The sequence below is a fragment of the Lysinibacillus sp. FSL K6-0075 genome (assembly GCF_038592945.1).
GTDB classification, from domain to species: domain Bacteria; phylum Bacillota; class Bacilli; order Bacillales_A; family Planococcaceae; genus Lysinibacillus; species Lysinibacillus fusiformis_F.
In genome coordinates, this window is sequence record NZ_CP151947.1 from 2,521,693 (window position 1) to 2,540,826 (window position 19,134).

Annotated in this window: 18 protein-coding genes and 3 riboswitches; of the genes, 15 read left to right on the forward strand and 3 right to left on the reverse strand. The window is 38.1% G+C overall.

The genetic code is table 11. The annotated features are described in order from the left end of the window. Nucleotides 1-185: 185 nt before the first annotated feature. Both MHB65_RS12360 and MHB65_RS12365 read left to right on the forward strand, forming a co-directional pair. Nucleotides 186-338: a hypothetical protein gene (locus MHB65_RS12360; protein ID WP_342440511.1), complete on the forward strand. Its 153-nt coding sequence runs from the start codon at nucleotides 186-188 to the stop codon at nucleotides 336-338. Next, a complete protein-coding gene (locus tag MHB65_RS12365) occupies nucleotides 335-1,441 on the forward strand; it encodes a response regulator (RefSeq protein WP_342440512.1) in 1,107 nt (368 codons plus the stop codon). The genes MHB65_RS12360 and MHB65_RS12365 overlap by 4 nt, the downstream gene beginning before the upstream one ends. A gap of 82 nt (nucleotides 1,442-1,523) precedes the next feature. Here the strand turns inward: MHB65_RS12365 and MHB65_RS12370 are convergent, their stop codons facing one another. Then, nucleotides 1,524-2,264 carry a DUF3888 domain-containing protein gene (locus MHB65_RS12370; RefSeq protein WP_342440513.1) on the reverse strand — a complete coding sequence of 247 codons (741 nt, stop codon included), beginning with the start codon at nucleotides 2,262-2,264 and terminating at the stop codon, nucleotides 1,524-1,526. Between the two features lie 90 nt (nucleotides 2,265-2,354). Here MHB65_RS12370 and MHB65_RS12375 point away from each other — a divergent pair, with 90 nt between their 5' ends. Further along, nucleotides 2,355-2,774 (forward strand): hypothetical protein, encoded by a 420-nt coding sequence (locus MHB65_RS12375; RefSeq protein ID WP_342440514.1) that lies wholly within the window; start codon nucleotides 2,355-2,357, stop codon nucleotides 2,772-2,774. A 35-nt stretch (nucleotides 2,775-2,809) separates the two neighbouring features. Here MHB65_RS12375 and MHB65_RS12380 read toward each other — a convergent pair whose 3' ends face one another. Continuing rightward, complete coding sequence (locus tag MHB65_RS12380; protein WP_342440515.1) at nucleotides 2,810-4,288, reverse strand: Lsa family ABC-F type ribosomal protection protein; 1,479 nt, start codon at nucleotides 4,286-4,288, stop codon at nucleotides 2,810-2,812. Between the two features lie 563 nt (nucleotides 4,289-4,851). Next, nucleotides 4,852-5,032: riboswitch (cobalamin riboswitch) on the forward strand. Nucleotides 5,033-5,203: 171 nt separating this feature from the next. Between MHB65_RS12380 and metE the strand changes: the two genes are divergently transcribed. The 9 genes from metE (at nucleotide 5,204) to MHB65_RS12425 (ending at nucleotide 14,303) form a co-directional block, all read left to right on the forward strand. Beyond that, entirely contained in the window at nucleotides 5,204-7,501 is a 2,298-nt protein-coding gene (gene metE, locus MHB65_RS12385) for a 5-methyltetrahydropteroyltriglutamate--homocysteine S-methyltransferase (protein ID WP_342440516.1), read from the forward strand. 154 nt (nucleotides 7,502-7,655) lie between these two features. Continuing rightward, a riboswitch (cobalamin riboswitch) is annotated at nucleotides 7,656-7,849 on the forward strand. A 148-nt stretch (nucleotides 7,850-7,997) separates the two neighbouring features. Further along, nucleotides 7,998-9,614: a nickel ABC transporter substrate-binding protein gene (gene nikA / locus MHB65_RS12390; RefSeq protein WP_342440517.1), complete on the forward strand. Its 1,617-nt coding sequence runs from the start codon at nucleotides 7,998-8,000 to the stop codon at nucleotides 9,612-9,614. 71 nt (nucleotides 9,615-9,685) lie between these two features. Beyond that, entirely contained in the window at nucleotides 9,686-10,639 is a 954-nt protein-coding gene (gene nikB / locus MHB65_RS12395; protein WP_342440518.1) for a nickel ABC transporter permease, read from the forward strand. A gap of 2 nt (nucleotides 10,640-10,641) precedes the next feature. Further along, nucleotides 10,642-11,451, forward strand: coding sequence for an ABC transporter permease subunit (locus tag MHB65_RS12400; protein WP_342440519.1), 810 nt, complete (start codon nucleotides 10,642-10,644; stop codon nucleotides 11,449-11,451). A gap of 13 nt (nucleotides 11,452-11,464) precedes the next feature. After that, nucleotides 11,465-12,238, forward strand: a complete 774-nt coding sequence (locus tag MHB65_RS12405; protein WP_342440520.1) for an ABC transporter ATP-binding protein — start codon at nucleotides 11,465-11,467, stop codon at nucleotides 12,236-12,238. Between the two features lie 11 nt (nucleotides 12,239-12,249). Beyond that, complete coding sequence (locus MHB65_RS12410; RefSeq protein ID WP_342440521.1) at nucleotides 12,250-13,056, forward strand: ATP-binding cassette domain-containing protein; 807 nt, start codon at nucleotides 12,250-12,252, stop codon at nucleotides 13,054-13,056. 190 nt (nucleotides 13,057-13,246) lie between these two features. Further along, on the forward strand, nucleotides 13,247-13,612 hold the full coding sequence (locus MHB65_RS12415; RefSeq protein WP_342440522.1) for a DUF2089 domain-containing protein: 366 nt from the start codon (nucleotides 13,247-13,249) through the stop codon (nucleotides 13,610-13,612). A 13-nt stretch (nucleotides 13,613-13,625) separates the two neighbouring features. Next, nucleotides 13,626-14,012: a hypothetical protein gene (locus MHB65_RS12420; RefSeq protein WP_205443560.1), complete on the forward strand. Its 387-nt coding sequence runs from the start codon at nucleotides 13,626-13,628 to the stop codon at nucleotides 14,010-14,012. Nucleotides 14,013-14,021: 9 nt separating this feature from the next. Then, nucleotides 14,022-14,303 (forward strand): hypothetical protein, encoded by a 282-nt coding sequence (locus MHB65_RS12425; RefSeq protein WP_342440523.1) that lies wholly within the window; start codon nucleotides 14,022-14,024, stop codon nucleotides 14,301-14,303. A 55-nt stretch (nucleotides 14,304-14,358) separates the two neighbouring features. Here MHB65_RS12425 and MHB65_RS12430 read toward each other — a convergent pair whose 3' ends face one another. After that, a complete protein-coding gene (locus MHB65_RS12430) occupies nucleotides 14,359-14,844 on the reverse strand; it encodes an NUDIX hydrolase (protein ID WP_342440524.1) in 486 nt (161 codons plus the stop codon). A 247-nt stretch (nucleotides 14,845-15,091) separates the two neighbouring features. Next, nucleotides 15,092-15,288, forward strand: a riboswitch (cobalamin riboswitch). Between the two features lie 191 nt (nucleotides 15,289-15,479). Here MHB65_RS12430 and mmgD point away from each other — a divergent pair. The 3 genes from mmgD to prpB all read left to right on the forward strand — a co-directional run bounded on the left by mmgD (nucleotide 15,480) and on the right by prpB (nucleotide 19,112). After that, a complete protein-coding gene (gene mmgD / locus MHB65_RS12435; protein WP_342440525.1) occupies nucleotides 15,480-16,601 on the forward strand; it encodes a citrate synthase in 1,122 nt (373 codons plus the stop codon). 98 nt (nucleotides 16,602-16,699) lie between these two features. Next, nucleotides 16,700-18,133 (forward strand): 2-methylcitrate dehydratase, encoded by a 1,434-nt coding sequence (prpD, locus tag MHB65_RS12440; protein WP_342440526.1) that lies wholly within the window; start codon nucleotides 16,700-16,702, stop codon nucleotides 18,131-18,133. Between the two features lie 64 nt (nucleotides 18,134-18,197). Then, nucleotides 18,198-19,112 carry a methylisocitrate lyase gene (prpB, locus tag MHB65_RS12445; protein WP_342440527.1) on the forward strand — a complete coding sequence of 305 codons (915 nt, stop codon included), beginning with the start codon at nucleotides 18,198-18,200 and terminating at the stop codon, nucleotides 19,110-19,112. Nucleotides 19,113-19,134 lie beyond the last annotated feature (22 nt).

The window sequence follows — 19,134 nt, forward strand, 5'->3', positions numbered from 1 at the left end:
ACTTCATGAAAATCCTTTTCCAAAAGGTGAAATTAGTAGTTGTTGAAGACTATATTCAGGGAAATCATTCAAAGATGAGTGTTGATGAATATGAAATTAGAAGTACTTCCGTTTGAAAAAAGTAGGTAAAAAAGTATACTATTCATAGTGGATGAAAAGATTCAGGTAAAAGGATGCGTTCAACTATGACGGATGGGAATGAAGAAAGTACAAGAATCGGCTTTATGAATCAATTAAAGAAATTTAAATTAATAATAAATGCTAGTTTACGAATATACAGCGAAGAAGGAAAGGGAACAACAATTGTCGTTTTATTACCAGAGGGTGGTGGCACATGAATATAATGATCGTTGATGATGAAAAATTAGCCATTGATATTTTAACGATCATGGTTAAACAACTTACTCAATTTCAGATTAACATTAAGGGGACATTTACAAATTCAACTGAAGCCCTCCATTTTCTTGAAAAAGAAAAGATTGATGTAGTGTTTTTAGATATTGAAATGATTGACACACACGGTATGCAACTTGCGAAGCAACTACTACACAAGCAACCATCCTTACAAATCATTTTTGTGACGGCTCATACCCAATTTGCAGTGGAGGCCTTTGAAGTAGAGGCAACAGATTATTTATTAAAGCCTGTACATGAAAAACGACTTATTATAGCGTTAACAAAAGCACAGAAAAAAATGGTCGTTACGGCGGCACCAAGGAAAGAGCAGGAAAACTCATTATATGCGCATACTTTAGGCAGTTTTTATTTATTGGATGTTCAACATAATGTGATGAAATGGCGTACAAGAAAAGTACGTGAACTTTTTTTATATTTATTATTTCACCAAAAAAGGCCCATGTTAAATGCCGTCCTTTTAGAGGAATTGTGGCCAGATTTGAACTTTGAAAAGGCAGCAAGTAACTTACATACAACTATTTATCATTTAAGAAAGATATTAAAGGACAATGGCTTACAGGATCCCATCCTATTAGTCAATAATCATTATAAATTAAATGCAGTCATTAAAACGGATTATGACGAGCTCAATCAATTATTAGAGCAGGATCAACATGATGAGAAATCCATTCAGCAGTTATTGAATTGCTATGAAGGGGATTTTTTAGTGGATGAAGAGTATTTATGGGTTAATCAAATCAGGCTTCGCTTAAAGCAAGCTGTCTTACATGTGCTTGAACAGTATACTGCTCGTACAAACGCTGACCATGCTCTATTAAAATATAATTGCTTACAAAAGCTATTAGAGCTTGATGAATACAATGAACATTATATGTTTCAATTGTTGGAATTCTTAATTCAGCAAAATAGGAAACAGGAATGTTTAAAATTCTATAAAACTATAGAGGCTAAATTAGCTGAAATTGATCTCTCTGTGCCAGAAAAGATTAATAGAACATATAACGATTACTTACTCAATCTATAATGGATGAAAGATCCGTTATACAAACAATTTGAAATAAAAGAGGCAAGCGAAAAGGATTGGGAAAAATTAAATTCCCAATCCTTTACATATACCAAGGCAACAAATCCTCCATCTTCTTACCTGGCTTACTTGCTTTATCTGTTACGATCCATGTGCCATCTTTCTTTTGCAGTTCATATTTTACATTTGTTCCATCCGCCCTTTTAAAAAGCATATAGCCTGTATTACCTTTGATAAAGGTGACAGGGTCTATGACATTTTTGTAGGGTATCTTTCGCTCAGGAAATAAAATATTGGTGGCTATTTCCTCTGCAATTGCAGCAAGGGGTTTCATGTCATTATTGATTTCAGCTTGGTATTGCAATTGATCGTATCTATAGGAAATATACGATGACAAGTCCAGATCAAAGCTTTGCTGTATATCTGAAAGTGTTGCGCGATAGAATGCATCTATTGCTTTTTCTACATCATCCGCCTCATGTTTATAGCGAAGTGTGCTGACACCAGTTGGACTGACTTCAAACGTAATGATTTCCTTACTATTGGGTGGGGAATGTGCATGTTCAAAGGTGGTGACTTCAACGTTAACTTTAAAGCCAAATTGACTTTCTCTGACAATTTTTAAAATTTTCACATCATATAAGCCATACTGCTTAGGATAGCCGTAGTAATGATCAATTTCCTTTTCTATATAAGGATTAAGGATTGTGATCAATGTGTCAGCAATCAGTTTCTCATCAGTTTGTTCACTTTGTGCATACATCTTACTGGGCAGCATCAAAATAGTTACGATAGCCATTAAAACATAAGTGATTTTTTTCATGGAATAGGAGCCTTTCTGTAGGATGATACTTTATAGGATGCGCCAATCACAGTAAATTATCGAGCATTTTTAAGAAAGGGAGGGGATACGTTGCGGAAAATTATGATGCCCTTTATATGTATGCTTTTGTTATTTCCAACAGCTTCTTTGGCGTCAGAACCTGAAGGCTTAGTATGTCCAAATCCAGATGTATTGATGAAAACCACGGAGAAAGACAAAGATGAGCTTATTCAATCATTGGCTGACATCATTCCAAGAGTATATGGCTCAAGCCCTGAGTATCAGGAGTGGCAAATTGAGGTGATAAAGCCTATGCCATTATTAACTGGCATGGAGGAGAATTACTATAAAATGGCGATGAACTTCTGTGGAGAAAATGTGGCGAATCACTCCTGGTTTGTTCGACTAAGGTTTCCAAGATTACTCCCAGCGCAAAGTGCATCTCTTGGGGAGCTATATATTGTGAAAGAAACAAATAATAAATGGGTCCCTTGGTTCCAATATCATTAAAAAAGAAGAATCCATAAATTGGATTCTTCTCTTCACTACATAGCTATCGTTTTCGTTGCCACGGCTTGTTGAAATGCCTGGTCATGCTCAACTATCACCATTGTGAGATGAGCGCTTTGAATAAGCTCTTCAATCTGCATACGTGAATAGATATCAATAAAATTGAGTGGTTCATCCCAAATATATAAATGAGCTTTCTCACACAAGCTTTTAGCAATCAGCAGTTTTTTCTTTTGCCCACCAGAATAATGAGAGATGTCTTTCTCAAATTGAATTCGCTCAAAATCCATCTTGCGCAGGATTGATTTAAATAACGTCTCATCAATACCATGCTCTTCAATAAATTCCGATAATAACCCCTTCAAATGGGATGTATCCTGTTGAACATAGGAAATGACCAGACCTGAAGCTAATTTAATGGCGCCTGTATGTTGGATGGGCTTGCCTAGAATAAGTTTTAGAATACTACTTTTTCCGCTTCCATTTTTGCCATCTATAACAATGCGATCACCTTGTGCCACTTGGAAGCTAATGGGCTTATTTACGATATGGTCATCGTACCGAATCGATACATCCGTTACAACAACCATTTCTTTTGAAGGACATGCCAATGGCTCTACTTTCAATGACTCGGTTTTTTCAACATTTTTTAGCAGTTTTGATTTTTCCTCAATAGCTCTTTGTTGTCTGGATTCCAGGTTCTTTGCTCGTTTCATCATCTTGGCTGCTTTATGTCCAACAAAGCCTTTGTCCAGCTTGGAACCTGAATTCGTTGTCCCGTTTTTGGAGGCTTCCACTTGATTAGACCAACCTACCGAACGCTTTGAGGACTGTTTTAATCGGTCGATATCTTTTTGCAGTCGTTGATTGGTTGCTTCTTCATGTTCCTGCTGTCGATCAAAATTGAGCTTCCAAGATGAGTAATTACCACTTTGAACATCAATATTGGCTCTATTGATCGATAAAATATGGTCAACGCAGCCATCTAAAAAGCTTCTGTCATGCGAAATTAAAATAAATCCTTTTTTCCTACGAAGATAATCTGAGACCGTCTTTCGTGCATCCGTATCGAGATGATTGGTAGGTTCATCAATTAATAAAAATTGACCCTCTGTCAAAAATAACGCCGCAAGCAACACCTTTGTTTGCTCACCGTTGGATAATGTTTTAAAAGGACGATACATAACCTCCGCATCTACATGTAGATAAGCTATTTCACGTAAACATTCCCAATCCTCTGCCTGAGGGCAAATTTCTTCAAAAATTTCGTGTGTATATTTATTTGGATCCGAAACGGGATAGGGGAAATAAGTAAAGTCTACGGAAGAGATGATTTTTCCGCTATACTCATAATTGCCTAATAGCAACTGAAAGAATGTTGTTTTACCTCGTCCGTTTCTCCCGATAAATCCAAGTTTCCAATCCGTGTCGATTTGGAAGTTTACCCCTTCAAAAATATTGTCAAAGCTACTTGGATAAGAAAAAGTTAGGTTTTGTACTTGTATCATGGACATAATAATTCCTCCTTTGTATTGCAATAGTTTTCCTTTTCATACAAAGTCGGTCTATCCATCTATGCTCCATTGCTCCGTATAAGTAGATGGATATTAACGACTTATACGGAGTATTACATGCGTCACAATAGTATCTGAATCGCTCATATTATCTCTCTCCTTTACGAGTAGATGAAAGGTACAGATTCAACGATGAGAGCAAGAAAAAAATCCCTCCAATCGTGCATTGGAAGGATTAGTCTTTCACTGAATAAAGTCGATTTGCCATTCGTATCATGACAAATAAAATGCAAACTGATTGTTAAAAATGGATAGACTAACCCTATATTTTGGTTTGAAATCATTCAATTCAAATAAAAATATAGTTTCGTTCATCATCGTCCATTCATCAGTCCTCTCATAATTGTCTATTTATAGTAACAAATTTTTTAACGGAATACAATGTAGCCTTATCTTAGCGGAGATATTTAATAATTCCTAGAATATTTATAGAAATAATTTATATAATTGTTTAAAAATAATTTCTACTATTCTGAAATGTATGCTATAGTAGGAGCATAATTGAATAATGTGTAAGACTTGGTGCCAAATGAAAGTTTGGCTTAAAAGGGAAGTCGGTGAAAATCCGACGCTGTCCCGCAACTGTAATTCGGAGCAAATCACAAATGCCACTGGGGAAACTGGGAAGGCTGTGAGGCGTGTTGATGAAAAGCCAGGAGACCTGCCAATTTCTAGTACACACCAAATACCTACGTGGAAATAGGTGGTGAAAAGTGACCAAATAGGCACTGTGCGATAATGTTTATGTAAAAGTAGATACTTTTTCGTATTGTTTTAGCATTCATAATTTTAACATGCAGCCATTTTCCAAATAGGAGAATGGCTTTTTATTTTTTCTAAAAAGGAGATTAAAACATGAGCTATACAAGCACACTCATTGGTTACCCTTATATAGGGGAGGATCGCGAATGGAAAAAAGCATTAGAATTATTTTGGCGTAATGAACTTTCTGAAGAGGACTTTGAGGAAAGATTAAAGAAGATTCGTTTAGCTAGAATCGACAAGCAGCTACAATTGGGTATCGAAATGGTGACAGTTGGTGATTTTACGTATTACGATAGAATGTTAGATACGGCTTTGATGTTTGGTCTAGTACCAAAACGCTTTAACTGGCAAGGTGGTAAAGTCGATTTACATACCTACTACAGTGTAGCAAGAGGGAATAAAACAGCCGTAGCGAGTGAAATGACAAAATGGTTTAATACCAATTATCACTATATTGTTCCTGAGTATGAAGGACAAGCCTTACAACTAACAGAAAATAAAGTGTTAGCTGACTTTTTAGAGACGAAAGAAGCATTCGGAATCATCGCGAAGCCGACATTGATTGGTCCCTATACATTTTGCAAGTTAACAAAAGGCTACAACAAATTAACACAGGTTGAATACTTATTAGCCTTATTACCGCTCTATACGCAGGTATTAAAAGAGCTAGTGGATGCAGGTGCCACTTGGATTCAGCTAGAAGAGCCATCCCTTGTTACAACTCTTGATCCAGCAGAGATAAAGCTGGTGCAAGAAATTTACGACCAGTTAGCCGTTGCCGTTCCAGGGGCTAAGATTATGCTACAGACTTATTTTGAAGCATTATGTGCCTATGAAACATTGATTACGCTGCCTGTTCAAGGATTTGGCCTAGACTTTGTTCATGGCTATAAAGGGAATATGGAGTCACTGCGTCAATTTGGTTTCCCGCAGGATAAAGTATTGGCAATTGGGGTTGTAAATGGCCGTGATATTTGGCGTTCAAACCTTGCAGAGGTCAACGCAACGATTCAAGCCATTGAACAGCTAAGTCATGCCGAAGAGCTATGGATTCAACCATCAAGTAACCTACAGCACGTTCCAATCACAACCTCTCTTGAAAATGAACTTGACCCTGTTTTAAAGCAGGCTTTGGCCTTCGCAGATGAAAAAATCGTAGAAATCACGGGGCTGACTAAATTTAGACGAGATAAAGATGGTTCCTTACAACATAATTTTTCAGAAAGTATGAAGGCGATTGAGGCTCTAAAAAATCATCCAATCCGCCAAAACAAGTTGATTCATCAAGCTGTTCAAACTGTGACAACGCAAGATTTTGAACGACAAAGTGATTTTACACAACGTCAAAATATACAACAACAGGCCTTAGCGTTACCGCTGTTCCCAACAACTACAATCGGTAGCTTCCCACAATCTGATGAGGTGAAAAGAAATCGTAATGCTTGGCGAAAGAAACAACTAGCAAATAAAGACTATGAGGCATTTATAGAAGAGGAAACTAAGCGCTGGATTACTATACAAGAGGACCTAGATATCGATGTACTCGTTCATGGTGAATTTGAGCGTACAGACATGGTAGAATATTTTGGTGAAAAACTGACTGGCTTCGCCTTTACAGAAAAAGCATGGGTCGTTTCATACGGGTCACGCTGTGTGAAGCCTCCGATCATTTATGGTGATGTTGCGTGGGCCTCACCCATTACCGTAAAAGAATCAGCCTATGCTCAAAGCCTAACAAAACGATTTGTAAAAGGCATGCTGACAGGGCCTGTGACGATATTAAATTGGTCGTTTGTACGCGATGATCTTTCCCGTCAAGATGTCGCTTATCAAATTGCATTAGCACTTCGCAAAGAGGTGGAAGCACTAGAAAACGCAGGTATTTCGATTATTCAAGTGGATGAGCCAGCACTAAGAGAAGGCTTACCGCTTCGAAAAGAAGAGTGGGGGGCTTACTTAGATTGGGCTGTCAATTCCTTCAAGCTTGCTACATCTAGTGTCAAAGATGAAACACAAATCCATACACATATGTGTTACTGCGAATTTAATGATTTCATCGAACCGATTAGCGCACTAGATGCAGATGTGATTTCCATTGAAACATCGCGAAGCCATGGGGAACTCATCACGTCACTACAAGTGCAACCCTATAAAAAAGGAATTGGCTTAGGCGTCTATGATATTCATAGCCCACGTGTACCAAGTGAGGAAGAAATGCTCACTATTATGAAAGATAGTTTACAGGTTCTTGATCGCCATCAATTTTGGGTAAATCCAGATTGTGGCTTAAAGACTAGAAAAGAAACAGAAACCGTTGCAGCTTTAGCCAATATGGTTGCTGCTACTAAAACATTGCGTCAAGCCGTACAACAATCTACATCAAGATAAAGAAATGATTTATTTAATCTACTACATCTACTCTCCAAAAGATAACAAAGGCCAGGGTAAGTTACCTGGTCTTTTTATGTTGTTTGGAGAAATTTATTATATTCAGAAAATAAAATTGACGTGAACATGGGAGCATGTTATGTTTATTACTAATTTCATAGCAATCATTACAAGTTTGAATGAATTCGTCTTTCATTCAATTAAAAGGAAAATGGGTGAAAATCCCATGCTGTCCCGCAGCTGTAAATGAGGAGTTTTGTTTCAAATACCACTGAGTAAGTACTTGGGAAGGTGAAGCAAAATCATGATTCATGAGCCAGAATGCCTGCTTGTAAGAAGATTCATTGATGATCTACGAAAGATAGGGAGATGGATGGAGACTTGCTCATCGTGAGTTTTTCTGTCCTTATTCTTTTTTAGAATAAGGTTTTTTTATGCCCTCTCTTCTTTAACAAGTAGATTTATTTGCACTACGAATAGAGATAGGAGACAGAAAATGAGATTGACTAAGTATTTACTTCCTTTACTGCTTGTGCTGACGTTCAGTTTACTTGCTGGCTGTACAAGCACGGATGAAGAAAAGGGGAAGACAACGACACCACAAACAAATGAAAAAATGATAACAATTGGCTGGCCATTAGATGTCGGTCCATTGAATCCTCATACATATTTACCGAATCAAATGACTGCCCAAGCCATGGTCTATGAATCCTTGGTGGAATACAATGATGATGGCACGGTTACGCCAAAGCTAGCAGAAAGCTGGGACATCTCAGAGGACAAAACTTCGTATACTTTCCATTTAAGAAAAGATGTGAAGTATTCAGATGGAACTACTTTTAATGCCGATAATGTCATCCGTAATTTTGATGCCGTATTAGCGAATCGAGACATGCATTCTTGGATGGGCATGGTCAACCATATGAAAGAGGTTGTAAAAGTGGATGATTTTACCATCCGTCTGCAATTGGATGAACCCTATTATCCTGTCTTAAACGAACTTGCCTTTGTCAGACCTTTCCGCTTTTTAGGGGATAACGGATTCCCAGAAGGCGATACGACGCAAGATTCTATCAAGGAACCGATTGGGACAGGCCCATGGGTGTTAACTGAATACAAAAAGGACGAATATGCATTATTTAGTCGCAATGAAAACTATTGGGGAGAAAAACCACTAGTAGAACAAATAAAAGTAAAAATTATCCCTGATTCAGAATCTATTTCATTAGCATTTGAAAACGAAGAATTAGATTTAATTTATGGTCGTGGCATTATTAGTTTAGATAACTATACGTATTTAAAAGACAGTGGGAAATATAAAACAGCTACCTCTGAGCCTTTGTCTACAAAAGCACTGCTGTTCAATACACAATCTGGCCCGTTAGCTGAATTAAAGGTACGTCAAGCTATTCAATATGCTATTAATAAGGAGCAAATGGTAGACAGTATTACACATGGTACAGAAAAAGTGGCAAACACATTGTTCTGGGATGCAATTCCTTATGCCAATATAGATTTAGCGCCTATTTTATACAATCCAGAAAAAGCGCAACAATTGCTAGATGAGGCAGGGTGGACGTTACAGAATGGAGAAAAAATTCGTTCGAAAAATGGACAACCACTATCATTAGATTTAATTTACATTGCATCCGATGCGATTCAGAAACCAATGGCAGAATTAATGCAAGGTGAATTAGCAAAAATTGGCGTACAGTTGAATTTAGAAGGTGCAGATGTGATGGTCGGTCTACAAAAATTGATGGATGACCAGGTAGATATTAATTTCTGGCGTACCAATGGACCGCCAACAGACCCTCATAGCTTTGCAAATGAATCAGCTACACCAAATGCTAGTGGTGTGTATGAGGCGAAATTAGGCTTACCAAACGCCAAAGAAATCGATACGAAAATCCACCAATTATTAATAGGCACGGATGAAGAGGAACGCGTGCAGCTTTATACGGATATTTTAACGATGTTCCATGACCAAGCACTATTCTATCCAATATCTTACGAAACAAATAATGTGATTTATCAACCATATCTAAAGGATTTTGCCCCACGTGCATCTGAATACGATATACCTTATGCACAAATGGCTACAGAAAAATAAAAGTGGAAGAGAGAGTATGTCTAGCAGAGACAGCTCTCTCTTTATCATAGGATTGAGTAGGAAGTGACAGCATGTATGAGTCGACATGGATGTTTTGTTTAAAAAGAATTTTGACATTGCCCTTTGTCTTATTAGGCGTTTCCATCCTAACCTTTGTATTTATTCGTTTCGTTCCAGTAGAGCCTGCTGAAGTCATTCTACGTTTGGCAAGAGTTGCGCCAACAGAGGAAGCCATTCAGGCATTACGTGAAGAACTAGGGACGGACAAGTCGTTTCTTCTTCAATATTTACTATGGGGAAAAGGCGTATTACAGCTAGATTTCGGAACATCTTTTGTTAGTAAATTACCCGTGGCACATGAGCTATTTGCGAAATTACCCGCAACCATTGAATTAGCGATTGCTGCGTTTGTCCTCATTTTAGGGCTAAGTATCCCATTTGGGGTGATAAGCGCATTGTATAAGCACACTATCATTGATAAAATCATTCGATTCTTTACCATCCTGAGTGTGTCGATTCCAACCTTTTGGCTAGGTTTCCTACTACTCTATTTATTTAGCTTGAAATTAGGATTCTTTCCGACAAATGGGAAGGGCACACTATCTCATTTAGTTTTACCCGCATTCACACTGGCTTTACCAACAATTGGCTTGTTCGTTCAATTTATCCGTTCAACCATCCTAGAAGAATTACAGCAGCAATATGTTCAATATGCACAGTTAAGAGGATTAAAAAGCTCTGTGATTCTTATCCGTCATGTGTTGCGAAATGCTGCTATTCCATTGACATCCCTGTTAGGCATGACCCTCGGGAATCTACTAGGTGGAGCCGTCATTGTGGAGCAGGTTTTTAGCTGGCCAGGACTCGGCAGGTACTTAATCGAATCCATTATGAACAGGGATTACCCAGTTGTACAATGCTATGTATTAATTATCGCTGTTATCTATGTGCTTGCCAATTTATGCACAGATATATTGCATCGTTTATTGGACCCTCATCTAATGATGAAGGGCAGGAGAGATTAAAAATGAACTTCGTACGAACAAAAAGTAGCAATTTGACAGGATTCATTAGTCTATCGCTCCTTGTTATCATTGGCTTGTCGGGGCTATTTGCGCCAATTTTAATGCCACATGATCCTTTAGCTGTCGATATAGCTAAGAAATTTTCGGTTCCATCTTGGGACTATCCATTAGGTACAGATCATTTAGGAAGGTGTATCTTGTCACGCCTCCTTTTAGGTATTCGTTATTCATTAGGATCAGCGCTCGTCATTCAGCTAGTTGCCATTGTTTTAGCTATCCTACTAGGTGCTTTTGTAGCGTTGAAAAGGGGCTTAATCGATTTTCTTTTTATTCGACTATGTGATATTTTATTAGCCTTTCCAACACTGGTACTTGCATTTGGGCTATTAGGTATATTAGGCCCTAGCTTAAAAAATGTTATAATAGCACTCATTTTTACACAGCTTATTTATTATGCAAGAATGGTCCGAAGTTTGTGTATCGGCATGAATGAGAAAGACTTTGTTCAAGCTGCAAGGATTTCAGGCACTACAGGTATCCAATTAATTAGACGCCATTATATACCCAATATACTGCCATCTATTGTCACGATTGTTGCATTAGATATCGGGAAGGTGATTTTAGAAATTGCGGGCTTTTCCTTTATCGGACTTGGCGTGCAGGCACCGATTCCAGAATGGGGCATGATGATCAATGAAGGAAAGCAATACATGCGGCAGCATCCTGAATTAATGCTTTATCCTGGACTTGCCATCATCCTTGTTGTGTTATTGTTTAATCAGTTAGCAAATCGTTTAAAAAAGCTTGACTAGTAAAGGGGAAGTTATGGAGAAAGTTTTAGAAGTGAAAGACCTCACAGTCAAAATGGGGGAGAAAAATATATTAACCTCTATCAATCTGACAGCTTATAAAGGGAGAGTCTTAGGAATTATAGGAGAAAGTGGCAGTGGAAAGACCATGCTTTGCCATGCCATCATGCAAACATTACCGTCCTTAGCACAAGTCACCCAAGGTGAAGTACTCTATCAGCAAGAAAATTTACTGAACGTTTCAGCTGCTAAATTGAGAGCTTACCGTGGCCGGCATCTTTCGATGATTTTGCAAAACCCATCTACTGTATTCGATCGTATTCAAACGATTGAAAGTCATTTTCGAGAAACATTAAAAGCACACTTTAAGCTGACCAAAAAGGAAATGAGACAGATTGCCCTTGATGCTTTGAATAAAGTCCATTTACCTCATCCAGAGCAGCTTTTGTCCTACTATCCTTTTCAGTTAAGTGGAGGCATGCTACAGCGAGTGATGATTGCCCTGTCATTGGCGATACAAGCCTCTCTCTACATTGCAGATGAACCTACGACTGCTCTTGATACTATCAATCAAAAACAAGTATTAACACTTTTTGATCGTATTCGCTCAGAAACAGATGCTGCCATACTCCTTGTCACGCATGATTTAGGTGTCATTGCTGAACTTGCTGACGATGTGGCTGTGATGTATCAAGGAGAAATCATTGGGCAAACGAATGTTTTTGATTTTTTTGATGCGCCTCAGCATCCCTATACAAAGAAGCTTTTACAAGCAAGAATGCTATTTTAGAGGTGAAAAAAATGACGTTGCTAGACGTGAAAAATATAGACATGCATTATGCTCAAAGACCAGCCCTATTTCAACGAGGACAAAAAATTCCTGTATTACAAAAGATGTCATTTTCACTTCAGGAGGGAGAATGTCTCGGAATCGTCGGTCAAAGTGGTTCTGGAAAAAGCACATTAGGACGCATTATTTTAGGGATTGAACGACCAACAAACGGAGAGCTGCTCTTTCAAGGTATCAATTTATACGAAGCACCCAGCAAAGAGAAAAAAATGATACGAAGAAATTTACAGGCTGTTTTTCAAAATAGCTATCATTCATTTAATCCAAAACAGACGATTTTCGAAATACTCGAAGAACCGTTTTTGAATTTCGAGCATTTTAGCAAAGCAGAGCGACAACAGAAGGTAAGGGAATTACTAGACTGTGTAGAGTTAGAGTGGGCAATGGCTCAAAACTATCCCTCACAGCTAAGTGGGGGACAGCAGCAACGAGTCAACATCGCTAGAGCTCTTGCATTAAAGCCGAAACTGATTGTTTTAGATGAGGCCATTAGTAGTCTTGATATGATTTTGCAAAAGACGATTATAGAACTATTACAATCACTGCAAAAAGAGCTACAGCTTGCTTATATATTCATTTCACATGATTTACAAGCCACACGTTTTATGTCAGATCGCATCCTAGTGATGCAGCATGGTCAGCTCGTGGAGGAGATTGGGAAGGATGGAGTATATCAGCATCCCGCTTCACAAGAATTATACAATGCTATTTTGCCATCACACCCGCGAGAAAGAAAAAAGAAGGATAGACCAAATTGAACAGAAACTCCATTTTGAAAAATTCAAAATGGGGTTTTCTTAATTATTAAAGTAATTTAGAAATAAAATTAATAATATCAATTGTAAAATTAACTTTATTTATGTTTTAATTAAAATAATTAATTTTTATTATTTACTTCTTTAAATTCTTTGTTATATAATCAACTTAACTTAAAGGAAGGAGTTCACTATGGCTTATCAAGTAATCACAAATTGCCCTGTCTGCAGTAAAACTTTGAAAATTACCAAGTTACAGTGTTCTCATTGTCACACGACGATTGAAAATGAATTTGAATTATCTAAGCTCGCATCTTTATCAAACGATCAGCTTCATTTTGTGGAAGTATTTTTAACCTGTCGAGGAAACATTAAAGAGGTTGAAAAGGAACTGGGGGTTTCGTATCCAACAGTTCGAGGCAAGCTAAACGACATTATTTCATCCCTTGGCTATGCTCAAAAGAAGAAAAATGAAGTAGACGAGAAAAAAATTGTAAGCATGTTGGAAAATGGTGAAATCACAACGGATGAAGCCATAAAGCTTTTAAAAGACGAATAGGGAGGAATAGACCATGAAAGAGGAAATTACGAAAGTGTTAACCATGATTCAAGAGGGGAAAATTGATGCGGATAAAGGTTCAGAGCTGATTCAAGTGTTACAACAGAAAGAGGAATCAGGAAACAAATTTGTGGAAAAAACAAAGTATTTAGATAAAACATTAAAGGTCCGTGTTGTATCCACCGAAAATGATAATGTCACGGTGAATTTGCCGATTAAACTTGTCAAAGCCGTACTCATGGCTGGACACAGCATCGCAGCGAGTATTCCACAATCGGAAAAATACGTGAAAGATATCGACATCAATCTTCTTCTTGAAGCGATCGAAAATGAACTAGATGGACAAATTGTAGATATAAAATCGGCAAACGGAGATACCGTTGCAGTCTTCATTGAATAGAGGCGACGAATGATGCATGTAAAAGTGAAAGCAAAAGACGTTCGCTTTACTGTCCCTGTTCCCTATGCTGTGTTAACCATTGTCCTCTCCATTTTAACTTCCAAATGGATTCAGCAACAAGTTAATAAGTGGACAAAGGCATACTTCGATCAAAAGAAAATAGACTTTACCTTTCCGCTCATCGACAAAGAAATGCTCAAGCCGATTATCAAGGAGCTACAAAATTATAAAGGGCTCGTGCTAGTCGATGTCAAAGCTCAGGACGGTACTGAGGTTAAGGTTAGACTATAATACCCAAGAAAGAATGATTAGAGCATGTTTGAATAAAAAGCATGCTCTTTGTTATTTAAAGAATATCCTTTGCAAAAGAACTACCTAAATCCCACAATGTATCTTCCAGATTGTTTAATAGCAGTTTCGTTCTTTTCTCAAGTTGATCTGGTAGCTCATTTTTACTGAAATAGGTAAGTTTCAAGCTCTCATCATCCTTCATCTCCAATATACCCCTTACATTTTTCGCAATATAAAGATGAATAACTGTATAGACCTCATCCCCATTTGGATATTGGAAATAATAATCTGGCCCTGAAAAAACACCCACCAAGTCAAATTCATTCGCTACAAGTCCTGTTTCTTCATGAAGCTCACGAGCAGCAGCTTCCTCTAACGTTTCTTTTAGTTCCAATGCACCGCCAGGTAATCCCCAATCCAACGTATCTGATCGATGTTGAAAGAGAATTTGCTTGTCATCGTTACCCACAAGAATGGTCGCCCCAATACTGATAATTGGTCTACTACCGATGTATTTCCTTAACTCTGTAATATATCCCATATTGGTCCCTCCTATAGATCATAAGAAACGATTCGCCTTTCTTCCTTTAAAAACCTCTATTTTCCTTGTAATGCTTAAAATTGGATGTATTGGGATAGATGCACAATCTTTTTTTGTACAAAATATTGCTAAAAAACGCAGAATAGTTCATCAAAGATGAAAAATAGCTTTTTATAATCAGTCTTTTCTGAATTTTACCTATATTGATTGTTTTGAAAACTCTATGTTAAGGTAAAAAGACAAATTGAATATGCTAAATTTTGGTGGTTCAAATGGGAGCTGATTCTATTTGATTAAAAGGGAAGTTGGTGAGAGTCCAACACTGTCCCGCAACTGTATTTAGGAGCTCGAAAACAAAGCCACTGTTTTGTTTGTCAAAATGGGAAGGTGTTATGGGAGCGTTGATCATAAGTCAGGAGACCTGCCACGAAAAAAAGCATCAATTGACCTACGAGGATAGGGAGGTGTTAGCTACTGCATGATTGTGAATTCATGTAAATTCACTGTTTTTTTGGTCTGTCATGCTTTTGTAGATTAACAACTTCTAGAAAGGGATAGGAGTTGTTTTTTTGTTGTTCTGTCGTGTTTGAATGGTAACGCTTACAAGAATAATTAAACAAAGGGGCTGTCATTAAATGGAGTTAAATTATTCACCAGGTCTTGATGGAATCATTGCCGCTGAAACAAAGCTATCTTTTTTAGACACTGTAGGAAGTCAAATAGTTATTCGAGGCTATGACTTGATTGAATTATCTCAGCGATATTCGTATTTAGATATTGTTTACTTATTGCTGCATGGAGAAATACCAACTACCGAGCAACAGGCTGATCTACAGGACAAATTGAAAGCTCATTATCAGGTTCCTCAAGAGCTATTTCAAATTTTCAAGCTATTGCCCAATGAAACACATGCGATGGATGGGCTTAGAACAGGAATTTCCGCTTTAGCAGGCTTTGATCAGCACATCAATGATCGTTCGACTGAAATGAATTTATCGCGAGCATATAGACTTTTAGGAGGTATGCCCAACATCGTAGCAAATAGCTATCGTGTATTAAATGGACAAGAGGTTGTCGAGCCGGATAGTCAACTTTCCTATAGTGCCAATTTTTATTACATGATTACGGGCAGAAAGCCAACTGCGTTAGAAGAAGAAATTTTTGATCAGTCACTCGTTTTATATAGTGAGCATGAGATGCCAAATTCAACATTTGCGGCTCGTGTCATTGCTTCTACACAATCTGATTTGTATGGCGCTTTAACGGGAGCTGTCGCATCGTTGAAAGGGAATTTACATGGAGGGGCTAACGAGGCAGTCATGTACATGCTTCTTGAAGCCAAAACAGTAGAAGGCTTTGAAGCATTGTTGAAAAACAAGCTACAAAATAAAGAAAAGATTATGGGCTTTGGCCACCGTGTCTATATGAAAAAGATGGACCCAAGAGCGCAAATTATGAAAGAAGCCTTGCACAAATTATGTTTAGAGCAAGGGGATGATCGCTTATATCACATGTGTGAAGCTGGTGAAAAAGTGATGGTACAGGAGAAAGGGTTGTATCCAAATTTAGATTATTATGCAGCACCCGTGTACTACATGCTTGGTTTGCCGATTGAAATCTATACGCCAATCTTCTTTGGCTCACGAACAATTGGCTTATGTGCCCATGTGATTGAGCAGCATGACAATAATCGATTATTCAGACCTCGTGTCAATTATATTGGCGAGCGTCATAACCTTGAAAAACTGTCGGTATAATCAAGTTTTAACAACTCGCCATAAAGCTAATGGGCATTCTGACCAATGCCCATCAGCAAACTAGTATATCAAACTTAAGCCTTGAAAGGAAGATATAGATGATTAAAACAAATGACATAACAAAGACAGATCAATTACTTACAGATATTGCGGATTATGTACTAAATACAAAGATTACAAGTGAAGAGGCATACGAAACGGCACGCTATGTTCTATTGGATACTTTAGGCTGTGGCATTTTGGCCTTACAATATCCTGAATGCACGAAGCTTCTTGGTCCAGTAGTACCAGGCACAGTCGTTCCTAATGGTACACGTGTTCCTGGAACTTCCTATGTTCTTGATCCAGTAAAAGGCGCTTTTAATATCGGGTGTATGATTCGTTGGTTAGATTACAACGATACTTGGCTTGCGGCTGAATGGGGGCATCCATCTGATAATTTAGGTGGCATATTAGCTGTGGCAGATTATTTAAGTCGCGTGCGTGTGGCAGAGGGTAAGGCGCCTCTTAAAGTGAAAGATGTTTTAGAAATGATGATTCAAGCACATGAAATACAAGGGATTTTAGCACTCGAAAATAGCTTAAATCGTGTTGGGCTAGATCATGTTCTGTTTGTCAAAATTGCAACAACAGCTGTTGTGACAAAGGCATTAGGAGGCACGCATCAGGAAATTGTCAATGCATTGTCCAATGCCTGGATTGATAATTCAAGCCTACGAACATATCGCCATGCACCGAATACAGGTTCTAGAAAATCATGGGCTGCTGGTGATGCAACAAGTAGAGCAGTGCAATTAGCGATGATGGCTGTGAAAGGCGAAATGGGCTACGCAACGGCCTTATCTGCACCAGGCTGGGGATTCCAAGACGTTCTATTTAATAAACAAGAATTAAAGCTTGCTAGACCACTGACATCCTATGTGATGGAAAATGTACTATTCAAGGTTTCTTATCCAGCTGAATTCCATGCACAAACAGCTGCAGAATGTGCCGTTCATTTACACCATGAAGTGAAAAATCGTTTACAGGACATTGAACGCATTCAAATTACGACACATGAATCAGCAATACGAATTATTGATAAGGAAGGACCTCTTCTGAATCCAGCTGATCGCGATCACTGCCTTCAATATATTACAGCTATTGGTCTTATCTTTGGTGATATCATTGCAGATCACTATGAAGATGATGTGGCAGCAGATCCTCGTATCGATGAGTTAAGAAATAAAATGGTGGTTGTGGAAAACGCTCAATATACAATCGATTACCTAGATCCTGAAAAACGTTCGATTGCCAATGCTGTTCAAGTTTATTACAACGACGGCACATCATCTGAGCTTATTGAGTGTGAATATCCTTTAGGACACCGTTTCCGTCGTGAGGAAGCATTCCCTCAAATCATTGATAAATTCCAGCAAAACATCAGTACCCATTATTCACAAAAACAATTACGTAAAATTAATGAGGTTTGTGCTAATCAAGAGCTTCTTGAGAATAGTGCCGTCCATGAATTTGTTAATTTATTTGTTTAACTTTCTAGGCGATTCTGGACGTACTTATGGCGAGGCATCATTGATTATTAGGGGGTTTTTATAGATGGCGTGGATTGTAAATGAAGCGATAACACAAAAACAACTGGCTGAGCAATTTAAAGCGCTCATTAATCGTTCAACGATTTTGCAAATACCAGGCGCACATGATGCAATGGCAGGTTTAATGGCTAAAAAAGTTGGCTTTGAGGCATTGTATCTTTCTGGAGCTGCCTACACGGCCAGCAGAGGCTTACCTGATTTAGGAATGATTTATTCCAATGAAGTGGCGCAACGAGCGAACGATATTATTCGTGCTACGAATTTACCAATGCTCGTGGATATCGATACTGGCTTCGGCGGTGTACTAAACGTTGCCCGTACAGCGCGTGAAATGATAGAGGCAGGGGTTGCTGCTGTACAGCTAGAAGATCAAAATCTTCCAAAAAAATGTGGTCACTTGAATGGAAAAACGCTTGTTTCCCAAGAGGAAATGATACAAAAAATAAAGATGATTAAGCAAATAGCTCCTACTTTAGTGATTGTTGCCCGCACAGATGCGAGGTCTGTAGAAGGCTTAGAACAGGCTATCTTAAGAGCTAAAGCCTATGTAGCAGCTGGGGCAGATGCTATTTTTCCAGAGGCGTTACAAACAGAAAAAGAGTTTAAACAATTTGCCCATGAGCTGGATGCTCCCTTATTAGCTAATATGACTGAATTTGGACAAACGCCTTATTATACCGCTAAGGAGTTTGAAAAAATGGGCTATTCGATGGTGATTTATCCCGTTACATCCATGAGAGTTGCAGCCAAAGCCTATGAGCAAGTGTTTACCTTAATAAAAAACACAGGAACTCAGAAAGATGCTATTGAGGATATGCAAACGAGAAGTGAATTATATGAAACCATTTCCTATTACAAATTTGAAGATTTAGATAGTGAGTTGGCGAAAACCATCTTACCGAAAGAGGAAATAAAGTAGGAGAAAAGTTGTTTTTCTCCTT